This is a genomic window from Pseudorhodobacter sp. E13 (assembly GCF_003991405.1).
Classification (GTDB): Bacteria; Pseudomonadota; Alphaproteobacteria; order Rhodobacterales; family Rhodobacteraceae; genus Pseudorhodobacter.
This window is the reverse complement of sequence record NZ_RPEN01000139.1, coordinates 24007-41488: the sequence shown is the minus strand read 5'-3', so window position 1 is coordinate 41488 and position 17482 is coordinate 24007. Positions and strand designations below refer to the sequence as shown.

Below are 17482 nucleotides of genomic sequence, written 5' to 3'. Positions count from 1 at the left end.
ATTCACCAGCGCCGACATCGAAACCGCCAAGGGCGTCGGCTCCATCTCGACCCTGACCTTCGACCTCGACATCACGGTCGAACCCGTCGCGAGCACGAACCCGATGGCCCCAACGCACCGCGTCCTCGGCTGCTCCCCGCGCGGCAAGCTGGTCGAGTGCGGCGGTATCTGGAAGAAGCAGAACAAGGAGACCGGCGCCGACTACTACACGCTGACCATCCGCGACCACGGCTTCAACGCCAACCTCGGCAAGGCCGCCAACCAGGACGATCTGTCCCTGCAGGCCGTTATCCCCTGGGGTCCCAAAGACGCCGCGTGACGCAAAGAATCGGCTGGGGCAACCCAGCCGATTTCCGCTGCCTTCTAGGCCCCTGAAGCGACTTGGTTATATGTTGGTCTGCCGTGATTGAAGAGCGGAACGACAGCAAATGATCATAGTCCGTTTGTATGACCCGGCCGGTACTGTTCGTTTTGGCACCCTAGGTTTCGAGGTACCGTCGGGCGTTTCGAGTCCTAGATCTGCATGTGTTTTGACAGCCGTGCAGTCGCATAAATTCAATATAAAACAGATGGTTAGAGAGTCATCGCCGTGAGGCATTACCCAAAATCTGCGTCGAAGATGTCGCTATTGTCCCTATATATTGAGTCGCGGTGTTCCGTGATAGCTACAGGTTGTCGCCGCATCTAAGCCGTCTGGTGCATCGAGTGGGTTCGAACCTCTCGGTGAAAATCGTTGTTAAGACTCATTTTTCCGTGTAGATGACACTTTAAAGAGCGAATTCGCTGAAAAAGCGATATTTAGAGGGCAGGCGGATGCGAGATAGGTCATTTACGGCTGATACGAAGGATCAACCCTTCGACGAGATCATCCTTCAGCAGGGAGAGTTGATTTCTGACCGTCTCAATATGTTGCGGCAGGAACAGTATCCTCCAGATGCCCAGAAAGGTCTACGTCAGTTTTCGCTGGCGGAGGTTGCCTACTATCTTGGCGTAACCCAGTCGACCATCAAGAAGCTTCACCTCGAGGGCAAAGGCCCCGAACCTGAAACGTCGTCATCCGGAAGGCGTAGCTACTCTGCGGAGCAGATGCTCGAGCTGAGAGCTTATCTGGACAAACATGGTCGGCCCGGCAAGCGTCGATATGTGCCCTACCGACAGCCAGGCGAAGAGTTGCACGTTGTGTCTGTCGTGAACTTCAAAGGGGGCAGCGGGAAGACCACCACCGCAGCGCATCTAGCTCAGCATTTGGCGCTGAAGGGGCATCGCGTTCTTGCGATCGACTTGGATCCTCAGGCTTCGCTGACAGCTTTGCACGGTATTCAGCCTGAACTCGACAACGTGCCTTCGTTGTATGAGACCCTCCGGTATGATGACGAGCGCAAGCCCATCTCCGTCGTAATCCGACCGACAAACTTTCCAAATCTGGATATCGTTCCGGCAAGCCTCGAACTGCAAGAGTACGAATATGATACCCCGGTTGCACTGACGAGCAGCGACCCCCATGAGGGCCGAACCTTCTTCACTCGGATATCCAAAGCGCTCGGCGAGGTCGATGAGCGCTATGATGTGGTCGTAATCGACTGCCCCCCTCAGTTGGGCTACCTGACGCTCACCGCTCTGACGGCCTCATCTTCGGTGATTGTGACCGTCCATCCTCAGATGCTGGACGTCATGTCGATGAGCCAGTTTCTTCTGATGTTGGGCGGGATCATGAAGACGATCCGAGACGCTGGAGCAAACATGCGCCTGAAGTGGTTCCGTTATCTGGTAACGCGATTTGAACCGACGGACGGCCCCCAAAAGCAGATGGTCGGGTTCCTCCAGGCCATGTTTCCAAATCAGATGCTGTCGGCTCCGGTGTTGAAATCAACCGCGATATCCGACGCAGGGATCACAAAGCAGACGCTCTACGAAGTCGAGCGGTCGCAGTTCGTCCGGACCACATATGATCGCGCTGTCACTTCTTTGAACGACGTGAACGACGAGATCGCGGAGCTGATCCACAAGGCTTGGGGGCGAGAATGACTGTGGTTTTGACAGCCGTGCAGAGCGCCAGTTTTGACAGCCGTGCAACTGTCGAAATGTTTGGTGTGCGTCGGTTGGATTCTGACGAAAAGGAGATGGCTTGATGGCTCGGAAAGACCTCCTGAAAAGCGTCATGAGCGGTCCCCCGGAGCAACCCAAGGATTCTGGCCGCTCTGGATACGCAATGCGCGGCGCTTCGAAGTCGATGAAAGTTTCAATCGACAGCCTCGCGGAGAACTCGAAGCGTCTCCTCGAAGGGGAAACGATTGTGGAGATCGATCCACAATTGATCGACGTGTCCTTTGTCTCAGATCGCCTTAGCGATGACGACCAGGCGTTCGATGAACTGAAGGCATCGATCGCTGCCGGCCGCCAGGACACACCAGTATTGCTTCGCCCGCATCCGGAATTAGACGGCCGCTACATGATCGTCTTCGGGCATCGCCGTGTGCGAGTTGCGTCGGCGCTCAACCGTATGGTTCGCGCTGTTGTCAAACCAATGGACGATGTGGCGCACATTCTTGCTCAAGGGCAGGAAAATACGGCGCGCGCAGATCTCTCGTTCATTGAGAAGGCGCTGTTCGCAAAAAATCTCTTGGATATGGGGCAGGCAAAGGATGTGATCCAAGCTGCGTTGACCATTGATGGGACACTGCTTTCGCGCATGCTGTCGGTCGCTCAGAACGTTCCGCGGGATGTTATCGAGCAGATTGGCCCAGCCAAGCAGATCGGACGTGATCGCTGGGAGGATTTCAAGAAGCTGGCTTCGGAGCCCGCGAATGACAAGATCCTTAAAGAAGCCTTGGACTTTGACGGGCTTCAGCATCTCGATAGTGATGCTCGCTTCGAGTTCTTGCACAGCAAACTGGCAGAAGCCGGCAGGGCGCCGAAGCGCCGTAAAGCACGCGCTGCGCCCAAAAAACGCACCTGGACCGCCGGCAAAGGCCGCATCAAAGGCGTCATCGGGCGGTCCGGTAAGGCATTCAGTATTTCGCTCACGGCGCAAGATTCAACCGAGTTCGGGGACTTTCTCTCCGGTCGACTGGATCAGCTCTACAGCGAATTCCTCGCTACAAAAGAGGAGCAGTCGGAACAATGATCTAGGCAAAAGAAAAGCCCCCAAGCAGCGTGGCCTGAGAGCTAATCTGAAAAGTTTGGTCGCTTAGAAGATACCTCTCCCACGATTCACTGTCAACAACGAACGCTTTTGAGCGAACGGCTTTCTTTTGCCTCCAACTAACCGGAGGTGAGATACAGGCATGAAACATACAGGTTGGCGCAAGCCGACACCGGGTCTTGGGGTTGCTGAGCAACTTGCACAAGCCGGTGAACGGGTAGCAGTACCCAAAACACGGGCATTCGTGGCACTTAAGCGCGTGGGGGCACATATCGGCTTGAAGGCCGGAGACATGTTGCTCCTCGACACGCTCGGGGCCTTCACGCAAGCCCAGGACTGGGAGGAGGGGCAGCGCCCGATCGTCTGGGCGTCGAACGCTTATCTGATGGAGCAGACGGGCTTTTCCCTGTCGGCCCTCAAGCGCCACGCGCGGCGTCTTGCTGAGATCGGCGTGATCTCCTTCCAGGATAGCCCCAATGGCAAGCGGTGGGGCCGCAGGGACGCTGAGGGGCGTATCGTCGAGGCCTATGGCTTCGATCTTTCACCGCTTTCCGCCCGTGTCGAGGAGTTCGAGGGACTTCATACCGAGTTGCAGGCCGAGCGCGAACTCTGCCAGCGCCTGAAGCGCCAGATCACTGTGGCGCGCCGGATGATCCGAGCCCGGATCGAGGCGGCTGTCAGCAGCGCGCTACGCGGGCCCTGGAGGCAATTCACGGGGCTTTTCGAGGAGCTTCTCGACCGGCTACCGCGCCGATACGAAGCGTCCGAACAGCTGGTGCGCTTGCTCACATGGTTCAAGGAACTCCAGGAACGGGTTGAGGCGGCCTATCTCAAAGCGACTGTCGCGGTGAAACCTGTGGAAAACACCGGCAATAACGATACCCAAGTCATGGAGAAGACTCAAAAAATGAACCCCAGGGAGGTCATTTCTGAACCTCATATACTAATTACAAATCAACTTAATCCTGTAACTAGTAATTCCTCTGAAAAGGAGGAAGCGGCGGGTGTGGTGCCCAATGCGGCACCCGAAGAGCGGGTTGACAGGGAGCTGGAAGACTGGGTTGCCGAAGTGCGCAAGAAGCGCACAGCGCTCGATCTGCCGACAATCATGCAGGCCTGTCCGGAATTCGCTTCCTGGGCGCGGAATTTGGGTGGATTCCTCAAGGATTGGGGCGATCTGCACCGGGTTGCCGGTCAACTCAGGCCGATGATCGGGATCTCTGAGCATGCCTGGAACGTGGCGCAGGACCGAATGGGCACCCAGGTGGCCACGGCCGCGTTTGCCCTCGTCTTCGAGAAGCACAGTGCGGGCGAGGTTGCCTCGCCGGGCGGCTATCTGCGGGGCATGGTAGAGAAAGCCGGGGCAGGGGAGCTGCATCTCGAGCGCAGCTTCTATGGTAGGCTCAGTGGGCAGGCGGCGTGAGTTGTCGATCAAAAGGCGTCATTGGCAAATATTGTCAACAAAGGAGACCGATAGATGGTTAAGCACAATGTCGTTCTGACTGAAACTCAGGACCAGCTGGTGCAGGCTTTGGTGGCGTCCGGACGTTACCAGAACGTCAGCGAGGCGATGCGCGCAGGGCTTCGTCCGCTGGAGCAGGAAGAAGCCCAGCTCGCCGGTATCCGACAGGGCTTGTTCGAAGGATTGGCGCAGGCAAAGGCGGGTGAGTTCGCCGAAGGTAGCGGTGATGACGGGATCCGGCAGGCCTTTCGACAAGCGCGCGCGTCTTCATGTGCCGATCCCTGCGGCTGACCCGGCGCGCGGAGGCCAGCCTGGTCGAGATTGCCCCGGTGGACGATAGCAAAATTCGGTCTCAAGCAGGCAGGCGTCTATGAAGCAGGGCCGTTCAAACGCCATCGGGCGATCCTGAACTTGAAGTCGGTGCTACTAGGTGTTACCTTTCAAAAGAAGGAGCCTTGGCATGACCGTAAAATCTTCGATTTCCTTGACAGACCCGCAAGCGCGCTTTGCCCGCGCCCTGGTAGAATCGGGGCAGTACTCCAGCCTCAGTTCCGTGCTCCAGCAGGGTCTGGAACTTCTACGTCAGAAGAATGAGGCTGAAGAATTAGAAGTGGCTGCACTGCGCCAACTCGTTGATCGACGCATGTCCGGGCCGATGATCTCTGCCGGTGAAATGGATACCCGCATAGAACGCATGATTGCCCGCAAGCAGAAGTCGAGCAATGTGGGAACTTGAGTTTTCCGCGGAAGCAGAATGGGATTTTGAACTGATCTTCGACCATCTCGCGCGGTCATATGTCGACCTCGGCGATGACGCGGATGCCGCACTCAATCGAGCGGCCGATCGGATCAGGGGTATCCGGTCTTCAATCGATACATTGGCGAAATCGCCCTTCATCGGAACGCTGCGGCCTGACATCAGGGCGAATCTTCGTTTCGTTCGGTTGGAGAAGACGGTGATCTGGTTTCTGCCCGACGAAGATCGAGCTTGCGTTGTCGTGATCGCGCTCTTCTTCGGAGCGCAGGATCATATTCGTCACATGTTGGCGCGCTTACTTTCGGGTCCGACAGAGTAGGGCAGGGGGCTACAGCCCCGCCGCCTTTGTCAAATTCACCCGGAACCGGTCGCGGCGACGCTGGTAGCGGCGGGTCATCTCGGCCGAGGCGTGGCCGAGCTGCTTTTGGACATAGCGCTCATCCACTTCGGCCGAACTGGCGAGACCGGCGCGCAGGCTGTGGCCGGAGAAGAGGGCGAGGCGGTCTTTCTCGGGCAGGTCGGATCGGATGCCGGCATCTAGGACCGTGCGCTTGATCAGGCGCGCGACATGCTTGTCGTTCAACCTGGTTTCTGAGGCGCGTTTGCCATCGCGTGAGGTGCCGACGAAGATTGGACCGAAGTCGATCTTGGCGAAGTGCAGCCATTGTTCGAGCGCATGCACGGGGCAGGTTTGATCCTTCGAGCCGCGTCCGATCTCGACCTCACGCCAGCCGGTCTTGGCATTGAGGGTGAGCAGGGCGCCCTTGTCGAAGATCTCGATCCAGCCGCCTGAGTCCGGCGTGTCGTCCTTGTGCACGTCGAGGCTGACGATTTCAGACCGGCGCAGACCACCTGCATAGCCGATCAGCAGGATGGCCCGATCCCGTAGCCCACGCAGGTCATAGGGGAGAGTGGCCACCATCGCGAGGATGTCCTCGGCCAGGATCGCTTCCTTTTGCACCGGCGGACGGGCGTGTTTGCGTTTGATCCCGGCCAGCACGGTGGCGATATGGCGGTTCTTGCGATCGAGGGCAAAGCCGCGCTGCGCAAAGTTCCAGGCGAGGCCCGACAGGCGGCGGTCGATGGTGCTGACCGATAGGGCCGGGGAGGGGTCCGTTCCGGACGCCAGGTCCGCAAGGTAGAGCCCGATCATTTCGGGCGACGGGGGCAGAGGCTCCGCGCCCTTCATCCGGCACCAGCGCGCGAAATGCGCCCAATCCTTGGTATAGGCCTTCAGCGTATTGTCAGAAGCTGCGGCGCGCGCATAGTCGCGCGCGGTATCCACCAGCCGATCGAGCGTGCCCGAACCAGCCATAAAGGAAGGAAGGGTGATCGTTTCCGATGGTTCTTGTTCCGGCAAGCCGCCTGAAGTATACTCTTTATCCATACGTATTCTCCGGGAGGTTGATATGGGCCGCGTGAAAGTCAATCTGACGCTGGACGCCGACGTCGCTGAAACAGCACGGTCGCTTGGCCTTAACATGTCGCGTCTTGCCGAAGCGGCGATTATCGAGGCAGCGAAGGTCGAGCGTAACCGCCTTTGGCGAGCAGAGAACCAGCCCGCAATCAATGCCTATGCCGAGGAGATTGCCAAAGAGGGTCTGCCCCTCGCGGGCTATCGCAGCTTCTGAAGCGAGGTCGGGATGGCGCAGTTCGATCTTTATTGCCTCAACGGCGGGCAGCTTGTCGTGGATCTTCAAACCGATCTGATCGGAATCGACGCGTCGCGTATTGTCGCCCCTTTGCGAGAGGCGGGGCGTTATGCGGCCTTCCCCGGACTCACCCCGACTGTCGAGCACAACGGGTCGACGTGGATTGTCAGAGTTCAGGAACTCGCCGCCGTTCCTGGCGCTGAATTGCGAGATCGGGTTGGGTCTTTGGCCGATCATCGCGACGCCTTGAAGCGCGCGTTGGACATCCTGATCGACGGCGTGTGATCCAGACCTAAAGGAAGTGAGTGTCAAAGCCTCGCCGGGCACGGTGTCTCTCTCGTTGTCCTCGCTGACCGAAGACCCGTTTGGCGCGGATGAGCTCGATTTCTCGTAGTTTTCTGACATGTCGCTGAGCATATCTTTTCATGTCCGATAATGCAAACTTATTGGACATGAAAAAGGGTTTCAGGATGCGGCGGATATAGTGGAATTTTCTGGCTATAAGCGCCGTGGCGATTTAGCATGATGCCATGCACCCCCCTGCCAGACCTGCCTTGGATACACACCGGATCATATATCGGCTGCCGCAATGGATCGCTGCGGCAAACAGCCAAGAGCCTGACTCCGCTGCCTTTAATGCGGGCGCGGCGCTTGCGACACTGGATTGGGCCTTGCGCGCGCAGGCCTCTTTCGTTCCGGCGGCGCTGTTGCGCGACCGTCTGGCGCTTGAGGCGGCGGTGGCCTGTCTTGCACTGGAAAACAGGCGCGACACGGTCTGTGAGATCCGCGATGCCCTGTGTCTGGCACGCCCGGAGGAGGCTTTGGGCCCCGCAGGCGATATGTTCATGGCATGGCGCAGGCTGACGCGGATCAACCTGACGACAGCGGCGGGGATGGAGCGGGTTGCGAAACTGCTGCCCCCGCAGCTGGTCGCGGCGCTGCCCGACACCACCCGACAGGCCGGCACAGCGGTTGCAGGCGCGGCGCATATATTGACGGGCCTGTTGCAAAAATTCCCCCGACAGGAAGCGGCCGCCTTGATGCTGGCAGATGTGGCCCTTGCACAGGCGCTGAGATGGGATCGGGTGATCCCCTTGCTGGCCGCCCATCTGAAACGCACGGAAATCCGCAGCCTTGCGCAGGGCACCGGCACCCCAGAGCGATATGGCCACGCGGCCATGGTCCGCGCTTGTGCCACAGCGCTTGGCATGATGGCCGATCTGGGGCCGCGGGCCGAAAGGCTGCGCGCCATTGCGCCAAAGCTGCGGGCAAAAGGGGCAGAGGCGGCGCTATCCCTGTTTCTCAGCCATGATGCGGTGTCACCCTCTGCCATGCTCAGCCCGATGGTCATGGGCACATCACAGCCGATGACCGACCGGGCCGCACGCCGCTTATGTGACCGGTTGGTCAGCTTGGGCGGGCTGCGTGAATTGACCGGACGTGCGACGTTCCGGCTTTATGGGGTCTGAGCATGGCCAAAGGCAAACCCATGCTGGATGTCGATCTGAAAGACCTGCCGCCAGACCTGCGCTGGCGCGAATGGATGGGGCGGATCGAGGCGGTGCTTTTCGCCAGCGCAGCCCCGGTGCCGCGCGCCGATCTGGCGCGGGTGGTCGGGGCAGAGGCATCGGTTGATCTGCTGATCGCGGATATTCAGGCAGATCTGCTGGGCCGCCCCTATGAGCTGGCCAAGGTAGCAGAGGGCTGGATGATGCGGACGCGCCCCCGCTTTGCCGAAGCCATTCGCGTGGCGGCGGATATTGGCCCGCAACATCTCGATCTTGCCACGTTCGATGTCACTGTGCTGGCGGCGATTGCCTATCATCAACCGCTGACCCGTGCCGGGCTGAAGGATATCCTTGGCAAAGAGATAAGCCGCGATCTGCTGGCACGTCTGCGCGCGCTGGACCTGATCACGACAGGGCCGCGCAGCCCACAGGCCGGGGCGCCTTATACCTATGTGACGACACAAGCCTTTCTGGCAGTGTTCGGGATGGAAAGCCTGCGCGACCTGCCCGATCGCGAAGAGCTACAGGATGCCGGATTGACAGATTGACAGCCGCAGACCCTGCCCCCACCCGCGCGCCCACCCGGCCTTGGGCTAACGCTGCGCCTGTTTGCGGACCCAGCCCAGAAAGGCCTGATCGGGGGCCGTCAAGCGGGTGCGGCCTGTCGCCACCCACCAGGCCCGCCAATCGGCTTCCAGCGCATAGGCATCGACCCCGGGCAAAAGCTGGCGGGCGGCCTCCAGCGCATCGGGGCTGATCTGTGGGCCGCTGCCCGGTTCGATCACCTGACCGCGGCGGCAGACCAGAATCTTGTCGCCCGGCAGTTCCTCCAGCGTGTAATCGGGCAGATGATCCGCCTCGATCATCTGGCGGATGGCGGCCCGGAACACCCGCACCGGGGCGGTGCTGCCGGATTTCTTGTGCAACACGGCAACGGAAACCTGCCATTCGGGCTGGCGGCCGCAATGTTTGCGCGCCATTTCATAGATACGGCGCTCCAGCGGTTTGCGCAGGCGGAAATAATCGCGGCTCAGCGTCAGCACCGATTTTGCCAGCACCGCGCGAAACAACCAGTCCGACAGCGTCACCGTCACCGAGATCATCCGCCCCGCCCGCGAGCGGCGCACGATTTCCCACGCCTCGATCAGGCCAAAGCCACGGGTTGTTTCAACCCCGCCGGTGGCAATATTGGTGGTGATACGCGTGCCGGCGAGGCGCTCAAAGGCTTCGCGCAATCGGGTATAGGCATCGCCGCTGGTATCGCGGTTGGTCGCGATCAGCAGATCATGCGCCTTCAGATGCAAGGTGCGTGACACCGCGCGCCCCGCATTCATCGCCGCCATCAACTGGCTGACGCAAAAGATCAACACATCCTTGTCATGCATCGTGGCCCGGCCCTTGACGCTGGGAACCACTTCTATCTCTGTGCCATTATGATCATAGCGCAACACCCGCCGGTCAGGCCGGGTGGACAGCGAAAAGATCGGATGTTCCATCGTGCCAAGGTCATCTTTCAGCGCGGCCCCAAACACGTCGCAGACGAAAAAATCCGCCGTCGGATGCCGAACCGGCTCCAGCGCCCCGCCAAGGTTTAATGCCGCCATGCTGCCGTCCTTGCCTCTGTCACGGCCTGCTCTGCCGCGTTGCCCCCGTTTTTTTGCGCCCTATCGGTGAATCGCTATCGGGGTTTCAATGACACCGACCCTAAAGTTATCCACAAGCTGCGTAAAGCATTCGCTTCGGGGGATCAGAGTCGCAAAGACGGAGGATCAGAGTCACTTCAACGGGGTATCAGAGTCACCACTTGCCACAGATTGCAAGAAAATGTCATTGAATACAGCGGCTTAATTAAAACTGGCCATACCCGTAACATATAAATAACATGACTATAACAACCAGAAATTTTCGCACATGCCGAAAAACCTGCGCCAGAACCTGCCCAAAGCCATGAAAAGCCGCAGAAAAGCCCTGCGATGTGCGTAAAAAGCTTTCATGTTCGCTATTTTCAAGTATATTCGCGGAAACTGCGCACATGGTGGCAATGTCACCCCAATCTTGGGTGAAAGGCAAAGACAAGGGCCAATGAAAAAACCGCAAGCGAATACAAAGCCTCCCTATTTCAACATTGATCCTGACACCGCTTTGAAATCCCTCGGGGCACCCTCAACGACGGCAGGTTTTGGCAGCATCGCCCGCGCCTGTGAGGCGGGGCGCAACGATCTGGCAAGCCGTGGGCTGGAAGAAAACGGCCGCAGGCATTTGCGGCAATTCTCCACCTGGGAAATCACGCGCTACCTGATCCCGGTGGCGACCGGCCATTTCCGCCGCGTGCTGAAAGCAAATCCCGATCTGCCGCAAGGGCGCAGCGATACCGCGACGGGGGCCAAATGGTTCACGCTGGATGAGGTGTTGCGCCTGCGCGCCCATTTTGGGCAGGAAGGGTCGAAGGCCAAGGAATATCTGCCCTACCGCCCCGCAGGACAGCCGGCCAAGCTGGTGGCGGTGGCAAATTTCAAAGGCGGCGTTGGCAAGACATCGACCGCCGCGCATCTGGCCATGTCGGCGGCGCTGGATGGCTACAAGGTGCTGGTGATCGATCTGGACAGCCAAGGCTCCATGACCTCGATCTTCGGGGGGCGCATCGCGGATGAATGGCAGACGGTTTTCCCGCTTCTGGCCCAGCACTATGCCCGCTATCAGCAAAACGAAAATCAGCGCAGGCTGGACCGGGGAGAGCCGCCGCAGCCGCTGGACGATACGCTGAGCGCGGCGCTGGATATCAAGGCCGGGTCCCTGATCCAGAAAACCCATTGGCCGAATATTGATCTGATCGGTGCCCAGCTCAACCTCTATTGGGCCGAGTTTCAGATCCCGGTCTGGCGGATGCAGGGGCGGGGCTGGAAGCTGTGGGATGCGCTGTCGGAAACCCTGGCCGCTGACGGGATATTGGATCGCTATGATGTCATCTTTCTCGATACGCCCCCGGCCTTGGGCTATCTGACCATCAACGGTTTGGCGGCAGCAGATATTCTGCTTGTTCCGCTGGGGGCCTCTTTTCTGGAATTCGATTCCACGGGGCGGTTTTTTGACATGCTTCACGCGACATTCGGCTCTATCGAAGAGGCAGAGAATATGGCCGCGCGCGCCTTGGGCCGGTCGGGGCTGCATTTTGAATGGGATGCCGTGCGCGCCGTGATCACCCGCTATGACGGGGCGCAACAGGCCGAGTTGGCCGCCCTGATGCAGGCCTATCTGGGGCAAACTCTGGCGCTGCACCGGCAGGATTTCACCGCGCTGATCGGCCAGGCCGGGGAGCAGGTGCAAGGTATCTATGAGGCCGATTACCGCGACTTCAACCGCGAAACCTATGTGCGCGGGCGCGAGACTTTCGACGCTACCTATGCGGCCTTCAAGGAATTGCTGGTAGGGGCTTGGCGGCGTGACGTTCTGGCCGCACAGGAGGCCGCCGAATGATCCTCTGCCCTGCCCGCCACCGCTTGCGAGTGTTTCGCCGCGAAACATCTGTGAACGGTGGTTTCAGGGTCCTTCAACATGGGTCTGACAGCCTGTGTCTTTCCATCAAGGGAGGCTTTGCATGGCCAAGCGCAGACGTTTAACACCCGCCGATCCCAGCTATGCCGCCGAGGCCGCATTAGAGACAAAAGCAATGTTTCCGCTGGGGGTGGCCCGGCGGGCAGCCCCGATAGCCGATGTGGCGCGCGACAGTTCCGCCGCCGCCGCGCTCGAGGAAATGACGCAGAACTGGGCCATGGCGCGGCAGGATGGCCGTTTGGTCATCGCCCTGCCCCATGACGATATCAAGCTGGATTATCTGCAACGCGACCGGATGGTGGTGGACCCTGAAGACATGCTTGCCCTGAAACAGAGCCTGTCAGAGCGGGGGCAACAGGCCCCTGTCGAAGTGGTCGCCCTGCCCGGTGATGCAGGCTATGGCCTGTTGTCCGGCTGGCGGCGCTGTCAGGCGCTGCGGGCACTGCATGTTGAGACAGGCGAGGCGCGTTTTGCCGTGGTGCAGGCCCTGTTGCGCCGCCCCGAAGATGCCGCAGATGCCTATCGCAGCATGGTCGAGGAAAACGAGATCCGCGCCAATCTGAGCCATTATGAACGGGCGCGCGTGGTGATCAAGGCGGTCGAGGCCGGGGTGTTCGATGGTGAAGAACAGGCTCTGACCGGGCTGTTTGGCTCTGTTCCGCGGGCGCGGCGGTCCAAGATCAGAAGCTTTCTGGGCGTTGTGCAGGCGCTGGATGGTGCGGTGCGGTTTCCCGAAAAGATCAGCGAGCGCAGCGGGCTGGAACTGGCGCAGCGGCTGCGCGAGGACCCGGCGCTGACCCCGCGCCTGCGCGCGGCTTTGGCGCAGGCCGCCCCTGCCGATGCGCTGGCGGAACAAGCCGTCATTGCAAAGACCTTGCAACCCGGCTCGGCCCCGCCTGAAAAAACGTCACTAACCGCGCCGATAGAGACGGTTTTGCCACGCGAAACCGCGATCGTGGCAGAGTTTGACGCCCTGCGCCTTCAACGTCGGCAGGATGGGGCTTTGGTCTTGTCCGGGGGCGCTGTGACCGATGCATTCGTGCAAAGCCTTGTCGACTGGCTTGGCGGGCAGCACGAGGCATGAGTGTTTCGCAGCGAAACATCTCTGGTCTGGTCCGGGGGGCTCATAGCCTGCGCCCTGGGCCCGGCCCTATAGTTCACCCTGTGTGCGACAATGGCACACAGATGTTCATGTCTGCCCCGGAGTGGTTGAAGTGATGCAGTGCATCCGCTATCAGACTCAACAGGCAGCGGTATCGGCTCAACGAGCCCAAATGAAGGCGATGCAAGTGCAATATTTGGCTCGAATCGGCTCCGTGTTGATCGTCACATCTCTGCTGATGTCCTGCGGCCTTGCCCCGCGCGGTGCAGCCCTGCAAGGTGACATCCTGCGGGAGTCAAAGCAGGAAAACGCTGATTTCGATATCGTGACAATGACCAAGGCGCAGGCGGACATCGTGTCCAGATGGCCCGCCACGGGCAAGGGGCTGGGGCTGACCTGGCCGGGCAAAGGCCAAAGCCAGCCATCTCGGACGCTGCGCGCCGGGGATGTTGTCAGCCTGACGATCTGGGAAAATCAGGACAACTCTTTGCTGGCCGCGCCGCAACAACGCGCGGTGCCGATGAACGGGCTGGTGATCAGCCCGGATGGAACCATTTTCGTCCCCTATATTGATGTGGTCAAGATTGCGGGCTTGAGCCCCGAAGCTGCCCGCGCCGATATCCAGAAACGGCTTGCCTCGATTGCGCCTTCCGCGCAGGTGCAGCTTGAAGTGGCCGAAGGCGACAGCAATACGATTGAGCTGGTCAGCGGCGTGGAAAAACCGGGGCGCTATCCCGTCGCCGCGCGCGGTCTGACGGTGTTGTCGATGTTGGCCGAGGCTGGCGGTATTCCGGATGCCATGCGCAACCCCGTCGTGCGGTTGCAGCGCGGCGGCAAATCCTACGCGGCCTTGGCCGATACGCTGTATCACACGCCTGAAAAGGACATCATGCTGCGCCGGGGCGACCGGATCATGGTTGAATCCGATCCGCGCAGTTTCGTGCTTTTGGGGGCCACGGGAGCCGAGCGGACGGTGTATTTCGAGAAAGCCACCCATAGCATGCTGGAGGCGCTATCCCTGGCGAATGGCCTGTCCGAGTCCCATGCCAATATCCGCAGCATTCTGGTTCTGCGCCAATATTCCGACCATGCTTTGCGCAGTGATGGCGCGGGCCCCAGCAAAAAGCAGATGGTCTTTACCTTCGATCTGGGCAGCGCGGATGGCCTTTTTGCCGCCCGGAATTTTCAGATCAACCCGGATGATGTGATCATTGCCACGGAATCCCCGCTGAGCGGCGCCATGAGCATACTCTCTCTGGTCAACCGTTCTGTCGGGCTTGCAACGAACCTGTAACGGGGCAGGCCGCCCGGATCGCCCTGCGGCGATCCGAATGGCCTGCCCAAAGACATCAGCTTAGCTGTTCAGCAACATGGCGATGACTTTTTCGGCGGCGTCTTCGGGGGTCAGATCAACCGTATTGACCACCAGTTCCGGCTGTTCCGGGGCTTCATAGGGGCTATCAATCCCGGTGAAGTTTTTCAGATTGCCGGCGCGGGCCTTTTTATACAGGCCCTTCACATCGCGGCTTTCGGCCACCTCCAGCGGCGTGTTGACAAAGACCTCCATGAAATCCCCTTCCGGCAGCATCTCGCGCACCATCCGACGCTCGGACACGAAAGGAGAGATGAAAGCGGTCAGCACGATCAAGCCTGCATCGGCCATCAGGCGGGCCACTTCGCCCACCCGGCGGATGTTTTCCACCCGGTCGGCATCGGTAAAGCCAAGGTCGCGGTTCAGCCCGTGGCGCACGTTATCACCATCCAGCAGGAAGGTGTGTTTGCCCATCGCGTGCAGCTTCTTTTCCACGATATTGGCAATGGTCGATTTGCCCGAACCCGACAGGCCGGTGAACCAGACCACCCGCGCCTTCTGGTTCTTGATCGCGGCATGGGCGGCGCGGTCCACGTCCAGCGCCTGCCAATGGATGTTCTGGCTGCGGCGCAGGGCGAAATGCACCATGCCTGCGGCCACGGTTGCATTGGTCATACGGTCAATCAGGATGAAACCGCCCAGATCGGGGTTCTTGGCATAGGCCTCAAACGGGACGGCGCGATCGGTCGAGATATTGACGACGCCAATCGCATTCAGCCCGAGGGTCTTGGAGGACATATGTTCCAGCGTGTTGACGTTCACCTCATATTTCGGCTCGGTCACGGTGGCGGTCATGGTCTGGGTGCCCATTTTCAGCAGATAGGCGCGGCCCGGCAGCATCTCATGCTCATCCATCCAGACCAGCGTGGCCTCAAACTGGTCGGCCACTTCGCAAGGCGCATCCGATTGCACGATCACATCCCCGCGCGAGCAGTCGATCTCATCCGCGAAGGTCAGGGTGACGGATTGCCCGGCCACCGCCATATCCAGACTGTCGGTATAGCTGACGATGGATTTTACCGTCGTCGTCTTGCCCGACGGCAGCACGCGGATCGCATCCCCCGGCTTTACCGCCCCGGCCGAGATTTGCCCGGCAAAGCCGCGGAAATCGAGATTGGGCCGGTTGACCCATTGCACCGCCATGCGGAACGGCGCGTCCTGCATCCGGGCCACATTGATCGGGGCTTCTTCCAGATGGCCCATCAGGGTCGGGCCCTGATACCAAGGCATGTTTTCAGATTTGGTGACGATATTATCGCCCGCCAGCCCCGAAATCGGCATCGGCAAAAAGCTTTTCATGCCGATCTGCTGAGCGAAATGTGAATAATCCTTCACAATCTCGTAAAAGCGTTCCTGACTATAGCCGACAAGATCCATCTTGTTCACCGCCAGCACGATATTCCTGATGCCCAACAGGTTGACCAGATAGGAATGGCGCCGGGTTTGCGTCAGCACCCCTTGGCGCGCGTCGATCAGGATCACGGCCAGATCGGCGGTAGAGGCACCTGTGACCATGTTGCGGGTATATTGTTCATGGCCGGGCGTATCGGCCACGATGAATTTGCGCTTGTCGGTGGCGAAAAAGCGGTAGGCCACGTCGATGGTGATGCCTTGTTCGCGTTCGGCGGCCAGACCATCGACCAAAAGCGCGAAATCAATACCCGCGCCTTGGGTGCCATGCGCCTTACTGTCGTTTTCAAGGCTGGCAAGCTGGTCTTCAAAGATCATCTTGCTGTCATACAGCAAGCGTCCGATCAGCGTGGATTTGCCATCATCGACCGAGCCGCAGGTGATAAAGCGCAGCATGGTCTTGTGCTGGTGTTTGGTCAGATAGGCCTCGATATCCTCGGCGATCAGTGTATCGGTGACATAAGCGGGGTCTTTGGGTGTAAGCGCAGACATCAGAAATACCCCTCTTGTTTCTTTTTCTCCATGGATGCGGCCTGATCATGGTCAATCGCGCGGCCCTGCCGTTCGGATGTGGTGGTCAGCAGCATTTCCTGAATAACCTCGGGCAGGGTGGTGGCCATGCTTTCCACAGCCCCCGTCAACGGATAGCAGCCCAGCGTGCGGAACCGGACCGAGCGCATTTCAGGCACCTGACCTTTGGCAAGCGGAAAGCGGTCATCATCCACCATGATCAGCATGCCGTTATATTCCACCACCGGGCGCGGGGCGGAAAAATACAGCGGCACAATTTCGATGCCTTCCAGATGGATATATTGCCAGATATCCAGTTCGGTCCAGTTCGACAGCGGGAAGGCGCGGATGCTTTCCCCTTTGGCCTTGCGGGTGTTGTAAAGTTTCCAAAGTTCGGGGCGTTGTTGCTTCGGGTCCCAGCGGTGATTGGCCGAGCGGAACGAGAAAATCCGTTCCTTGGCGCGGGATTTTTCCTCATCGCGCCGCGCGCCGCCAAAGGCCACATCGAATTTATACTTGGTCAGCGCCTGTTTCAGCCCTTCGGTTTTCCACATGTCGGTGTGCAGCCCGCCATGGTCAAACGGGTTGATGCCTTGGGCCAAAGCCTCGGGGTTCTGATGCACGATCAGGTCCATGCCGGCATCCTTGGCCGCCTTTTCGCGCAGCTTATACATCTCCTGAAATTTCCAGGTCGTATCGACATGCAGCAAGGGGAAGGGCGGCGGTGCCGGGTAAAACGCCTTTTTCGCCAGATGCAGCATGCAGGCACTATCCTTGCCCACCGAATAGAGCATCACCGGATTATCCGCATTCGCGACCACTTCGCGCATGATGTGGATGCTCTCTGCTTCCAGACGCTGCAAATGCGTCAGGCTCTGCCGCCCGAGAGGATTGGAAGAGTTGTTGACCGGATCAATCACAGTAAGGCCCCTTTGAAAATGGCCCGTGACACCTCGCAAATTTCCTGCGTCTGTCCAAGCCCAAATCTGCGGCTTCCCCCGAAAGCGGGGCGAAA

18 protein-coding genes are annotated in these 17482 nt (G+C 59.5%); 14 read left to right on the top strand and 4 right to left on the bottom strand.

Going from position 1 to position 17482, the window contains the following annotated elements; all coding sequences use genetic code 11:
- The 7 genes from EGN72_RS02805 to EGN72_RS02775 form a co-directional block, all read left to right on the top strand.
- The coding region (locus EGN72_RS02805) for a DUF736 family protein (RefSeq protein ID WP_127045133.1) at positions 1-319 on the top strand (319 nt) is incomplete at its 5' end.
- A gap of 494 nt (positions 320-813) precedes the next feature.
- The gene (gene repA / locus EGN72_RS02800) at positions 814-2025 is read left to right on the top strand and encodes a plasmid partitioning protein RepA (protein ID WP_127045132.1); all 1212 of its coding nucleotides are present in this window, start codon (positions 814-816) and stop codon (positions 2023-2025) included.
- Positions 2026-2128: 103 nt separating this feature from the next.
- Positions 2129-3124: a plasmid partitioning protein RepB gene (gene repB / locus EGN72_RS02795; RefSeq protein WP_127045131.1), complete on the top strand. Its 996-nt coding sequence runs from the start codon at positions 2129-2131 to the stop codon at positions 3122-3124.
- A 160-nt stretch (positions 3125-3284) separates the two neighbouring features.
- On the top strand, positions 3285-4565 hold the full coding sequence (gene repC / locus EGN72_RS02790; RefSeq protein ID WP_127045130.1) for a plasmid replication protein RepC: 1281 nt from the start codon (positions 3285-3287) through the stop codon (positions 4563-4565).
- 54 nt (positions 4566-4619) lie between these two features.
- Positions 4620-4895 (top strand): type II toxin-antitoxin system ParD family antitoxin, encoded by a 276-nt coding sequence (locus tag EGN72_RS02785; protein WP_127045129.1) that lies wholly within the window; start codon positions 4620-4622, stop codon positions 4893-4895.
- 169 nt (positions 4896-5064) lie between these two features.
- A complete protein-coding gene (locus EGN72_RS02780; protein WP_127045128.1) occupies positions 5065-5340 on the top strand; it encodes a type II toxin-antitoxin system ParD family antitoxin in 276 nt (91 codons plus the stop codon).
- A complete protein-coding gene (locus EGN72_RS02775; RefSeq protein ID WP_127045127.1) occupies positions 5327-5680 on the top strand; it encodes a type II toxin-antitoxin system RelE/ParE family toxin in 354 nt (117 codons plus the stop codon). Before EGN72_RS02780 ends, EGN72_RS02775 begins: the two co-directional genes overlap by 14 nt.
- 9 nt (positions 5681-5689) lie before the next feature.
- Here EGN72_RS02775 and EGN72_RS02770 read toward each other — a convergent pair whose 3' ends face one another.
- Positions 5690-6748, bottom strand: coding sequence for a tyrosine-type recombinase/integrase (locus tag EGN72_RS02770; protein WP_233587004.1), 1059 nt, complete (start codon positions 6746-6748; stop codon positions 5690-5692).
- A gap of 22 nt (positions 6749-6770) precedes the next feature.
- Between EGN72_RS02770 and EGN72_RS02765 the strand changes: the two genes are divergently transcribed.
- From EGN72_RS02765 to EGN72_RS02750, 4 genes are all read left to right on the top strand, one after another.
- A complete protein-coding gene (locus EGN72_RS02765) occupies positions 6771-6992 on the top strand; it encodes a type II toxin-antitoxin system CcdA family antitoxin (RefSeq protein ID WP_127045126.1) in 222 nt (73 codons plus the stop codon).
- Positions 6993-7004: 12 nt separating this feature from the next.
- Positions 7005-7298 (top strand): CcdB family protein, encoded by a 294-nt coding sequence (locus EGN72_RS02760; protein ID WP_127045125.1) that lies wholly within the window; start codon positions 7005-7007, stop codon positions 7296-7298.
- A 245-nt stretch (positions 7299-7543) separates the two neighbouring features.
- Positions 7544-8482, top strand: coding sequence for a DUF1403 family protein (locus EGN72_RS02755; RefSeq protein WP_127045124.1), 939 nt, complete (start codon positions 7544-7546; stop codon positions 8480-8482).
- A 2-nt stretch (positions 8483-8484) separates the two neighbouring features.
- Positions 8485-9069, top strand: coding sequence for an SMC-Scp complex subunit ScpB (locus EGN72_RS02750; RefSeq protein WP_127045123.1), 585 nt, complete (start codon positions 8485-8487; stop codon positions 9067-9069).
- Between the two features lie 45 nt (positions 9070-9114).
- Here EGN72_RS02750 and EGN72_RS02745 read toward each other — a convergent pair whose 3' ends face one another.
- Positions 9115-10125, bottom strand: coding sequence for a replication initiator protein A (locus EGN72_RS02745; protein WP_127045122.1), 1011 nt, complete (start codon positions 10123-10125; stop codon positions 9115-9117).
- Positions 10126-10603: 478 nt separating this feature from the next.
- Here EGN72_RS02745 and EGN72_RS02740 point away from each other — a divergent pair, with 478 nt between their 5' ends.
- The 3 genes from EGN72_RS02740 (at position 10604) to EGN72_RS02730 (ending at position 14469) form a co-directional block, all read left to right on the top strand.
- On the top strand, positions 10604-11995 hold the full coding sequence (locus tag EGN72_RS02740; protein WP_199743686.1) for an AAA family ATPase: 1392 nt from the start codon (positions 10604-10606) through the stop codon (positions 11993-11995).
- A 121-nt stretch (positions 11996-12116) separates the two neighbouring features.
- Positions 12117-13157 (top strand): ParB N-terminal domain-containing protein, encoded by a 1041-nt coding sequence (locus EGN72_RS02735; RefSeq protein WP_127045120.1) that lies wholly within the window; start codon positions 12117-12119, stop codon positions 13155-13157.
- A 235-nt stretch (positions 13158-13392) separates the two neighbouring features.
- Entirely contained in the window at positions 13393-14469 is a 1077-nt protein-coding gene (locus tag EGN72_RS02730; protein WP_158623119.1) for a polysaccharide biosynthesis/export family protein, read from the top strand.
- A gap of 60 nt (positions 14470-14529) precedes the next feature.
- Here the strand turns inward: EGN72_RS02730 and cysN are convergent, their stop codons facing one another.
- A complete protein-coding gene (gene cysN, locus EGN72_RS02725) occupies positions 14530-16449 on the bottom strand; it encodes a sulfate adenylyltransferase subunit CysN (RefSeq protein WP_127045118.1) in 1920 nt (639 codons plus the stop codon).
- Entirely contained in the window at positions 16449-17339 is an 891-nt protein-coding gene (gene cysD, locus EGN72_RS02720; RefSeq protein WP_370323143.1) for a sulfate adenylyltransferase subunit CysD, read from the bottom strand. The genes cysN and cysD overlap by 1 nt, the downstream gene beginning before the upstream one ends.
- Between the last annotated feature and the right edge of the window lie 143 nt (positions 17340-17482).

Coding starts and splice junctions, on each gene's coding strand:
- cysN (WP_127045118.1), bottom strand. CDS start 16,449: ATGTCTGCGCTTACACCCAAAGACCCCGCTTATGTCACCGATACACTG.
- EGN72_RS02775 (WP_127045127.1), top strand. CDS start 5,327: ATGTGGGAACTTGAGTTTTCCGCGGAAGCAGAATGGGATTTTGAACTG.
- EGN72_RS02745 (WP_127045122.1), bottom strand. CDS start 10,125: ATGGCGGCATTAAACCTTGGCGGGGCGCTGGAGCCGGTTCGGCATCCG.
- EGN72_RS02750 (WP_127045123.1), top strand. CDS start 8,485: ATGGCCAAAGGCAAACCCATGCTGGATGTCGATCTGAAAGACCTGCCG.
- EGN72_RS02780 (WP_127045128.1), top strand. CDS start 5,065: ATGACCGTAAAATCTTCGATTTCCTTGACAGACCCGCAAGCGCGCTTT.
- EGN72_RS02740 (WP_199743686.1), top strand. CDS start 10,604: ATGAAAAAACCGCAAGCGAATACAAAGCCTCCCTATTTCAACATTGAT.
- EGN72_RS02770 (WP_233587004.1), bottom strand. CDS start 6,748: ATGGATAAAGAGTATACTTCAGGCGGCTTGCCGGAACAAGAACCATCG.
- EGN72_RS02765 (WP_127045126.1), top strand. CDS start 6,771: ATGGGCCGCGTGAAAGTCAATCTGACGCTGGACGCCGACGTCGCTGAA.
- EGN72_RS02735 (WP_127045120.1), top strand. CDS start 12,117: ATGGCCAAGCGCAGACGTTTAACACCCGCCGATCCCAGCTATGCCGCC.
- EGN72_RS02755 (WP_127045124.1), top strand. CDS start 7,544: ATGCACCCCCCTGCCAGACCTGCCTTGGATACACACCGGATCATATAT.
- EGN72_RS02760 (WP_127045125.1), top strand. CDS start 7,005: ATGGCGCAGTTCGATCTTTATTGCCTCAACGGCGGGCAGCTTGTCGTG.
- repA (WP_127045132.1), top strand. CDS start 814: ATGCGAGATAGGTCATTTACGGCTGATACGAAGGATCAACCCTTCGAC.
- EGN72_RS02785 (WP_127045129.1), top strand. CDS start 4,620: ATGGTTAAGCACAATGTCGTTCTGACTGAAACTCAGGACCAGCTGGTG.
- repB (WP_127045131.1), top strand. CDS start 2,129: ATGGCTCGGAAAGACCTCCTGAAAAGCGTCATGAGCGGTCCCCCGGAG.
- repC (WP_127045130.1), top strand. CDS start 3,285: ATGAAACATACAGGTTGGCGCAAGCCGACACCGGGTCTTGGGGTTGCT.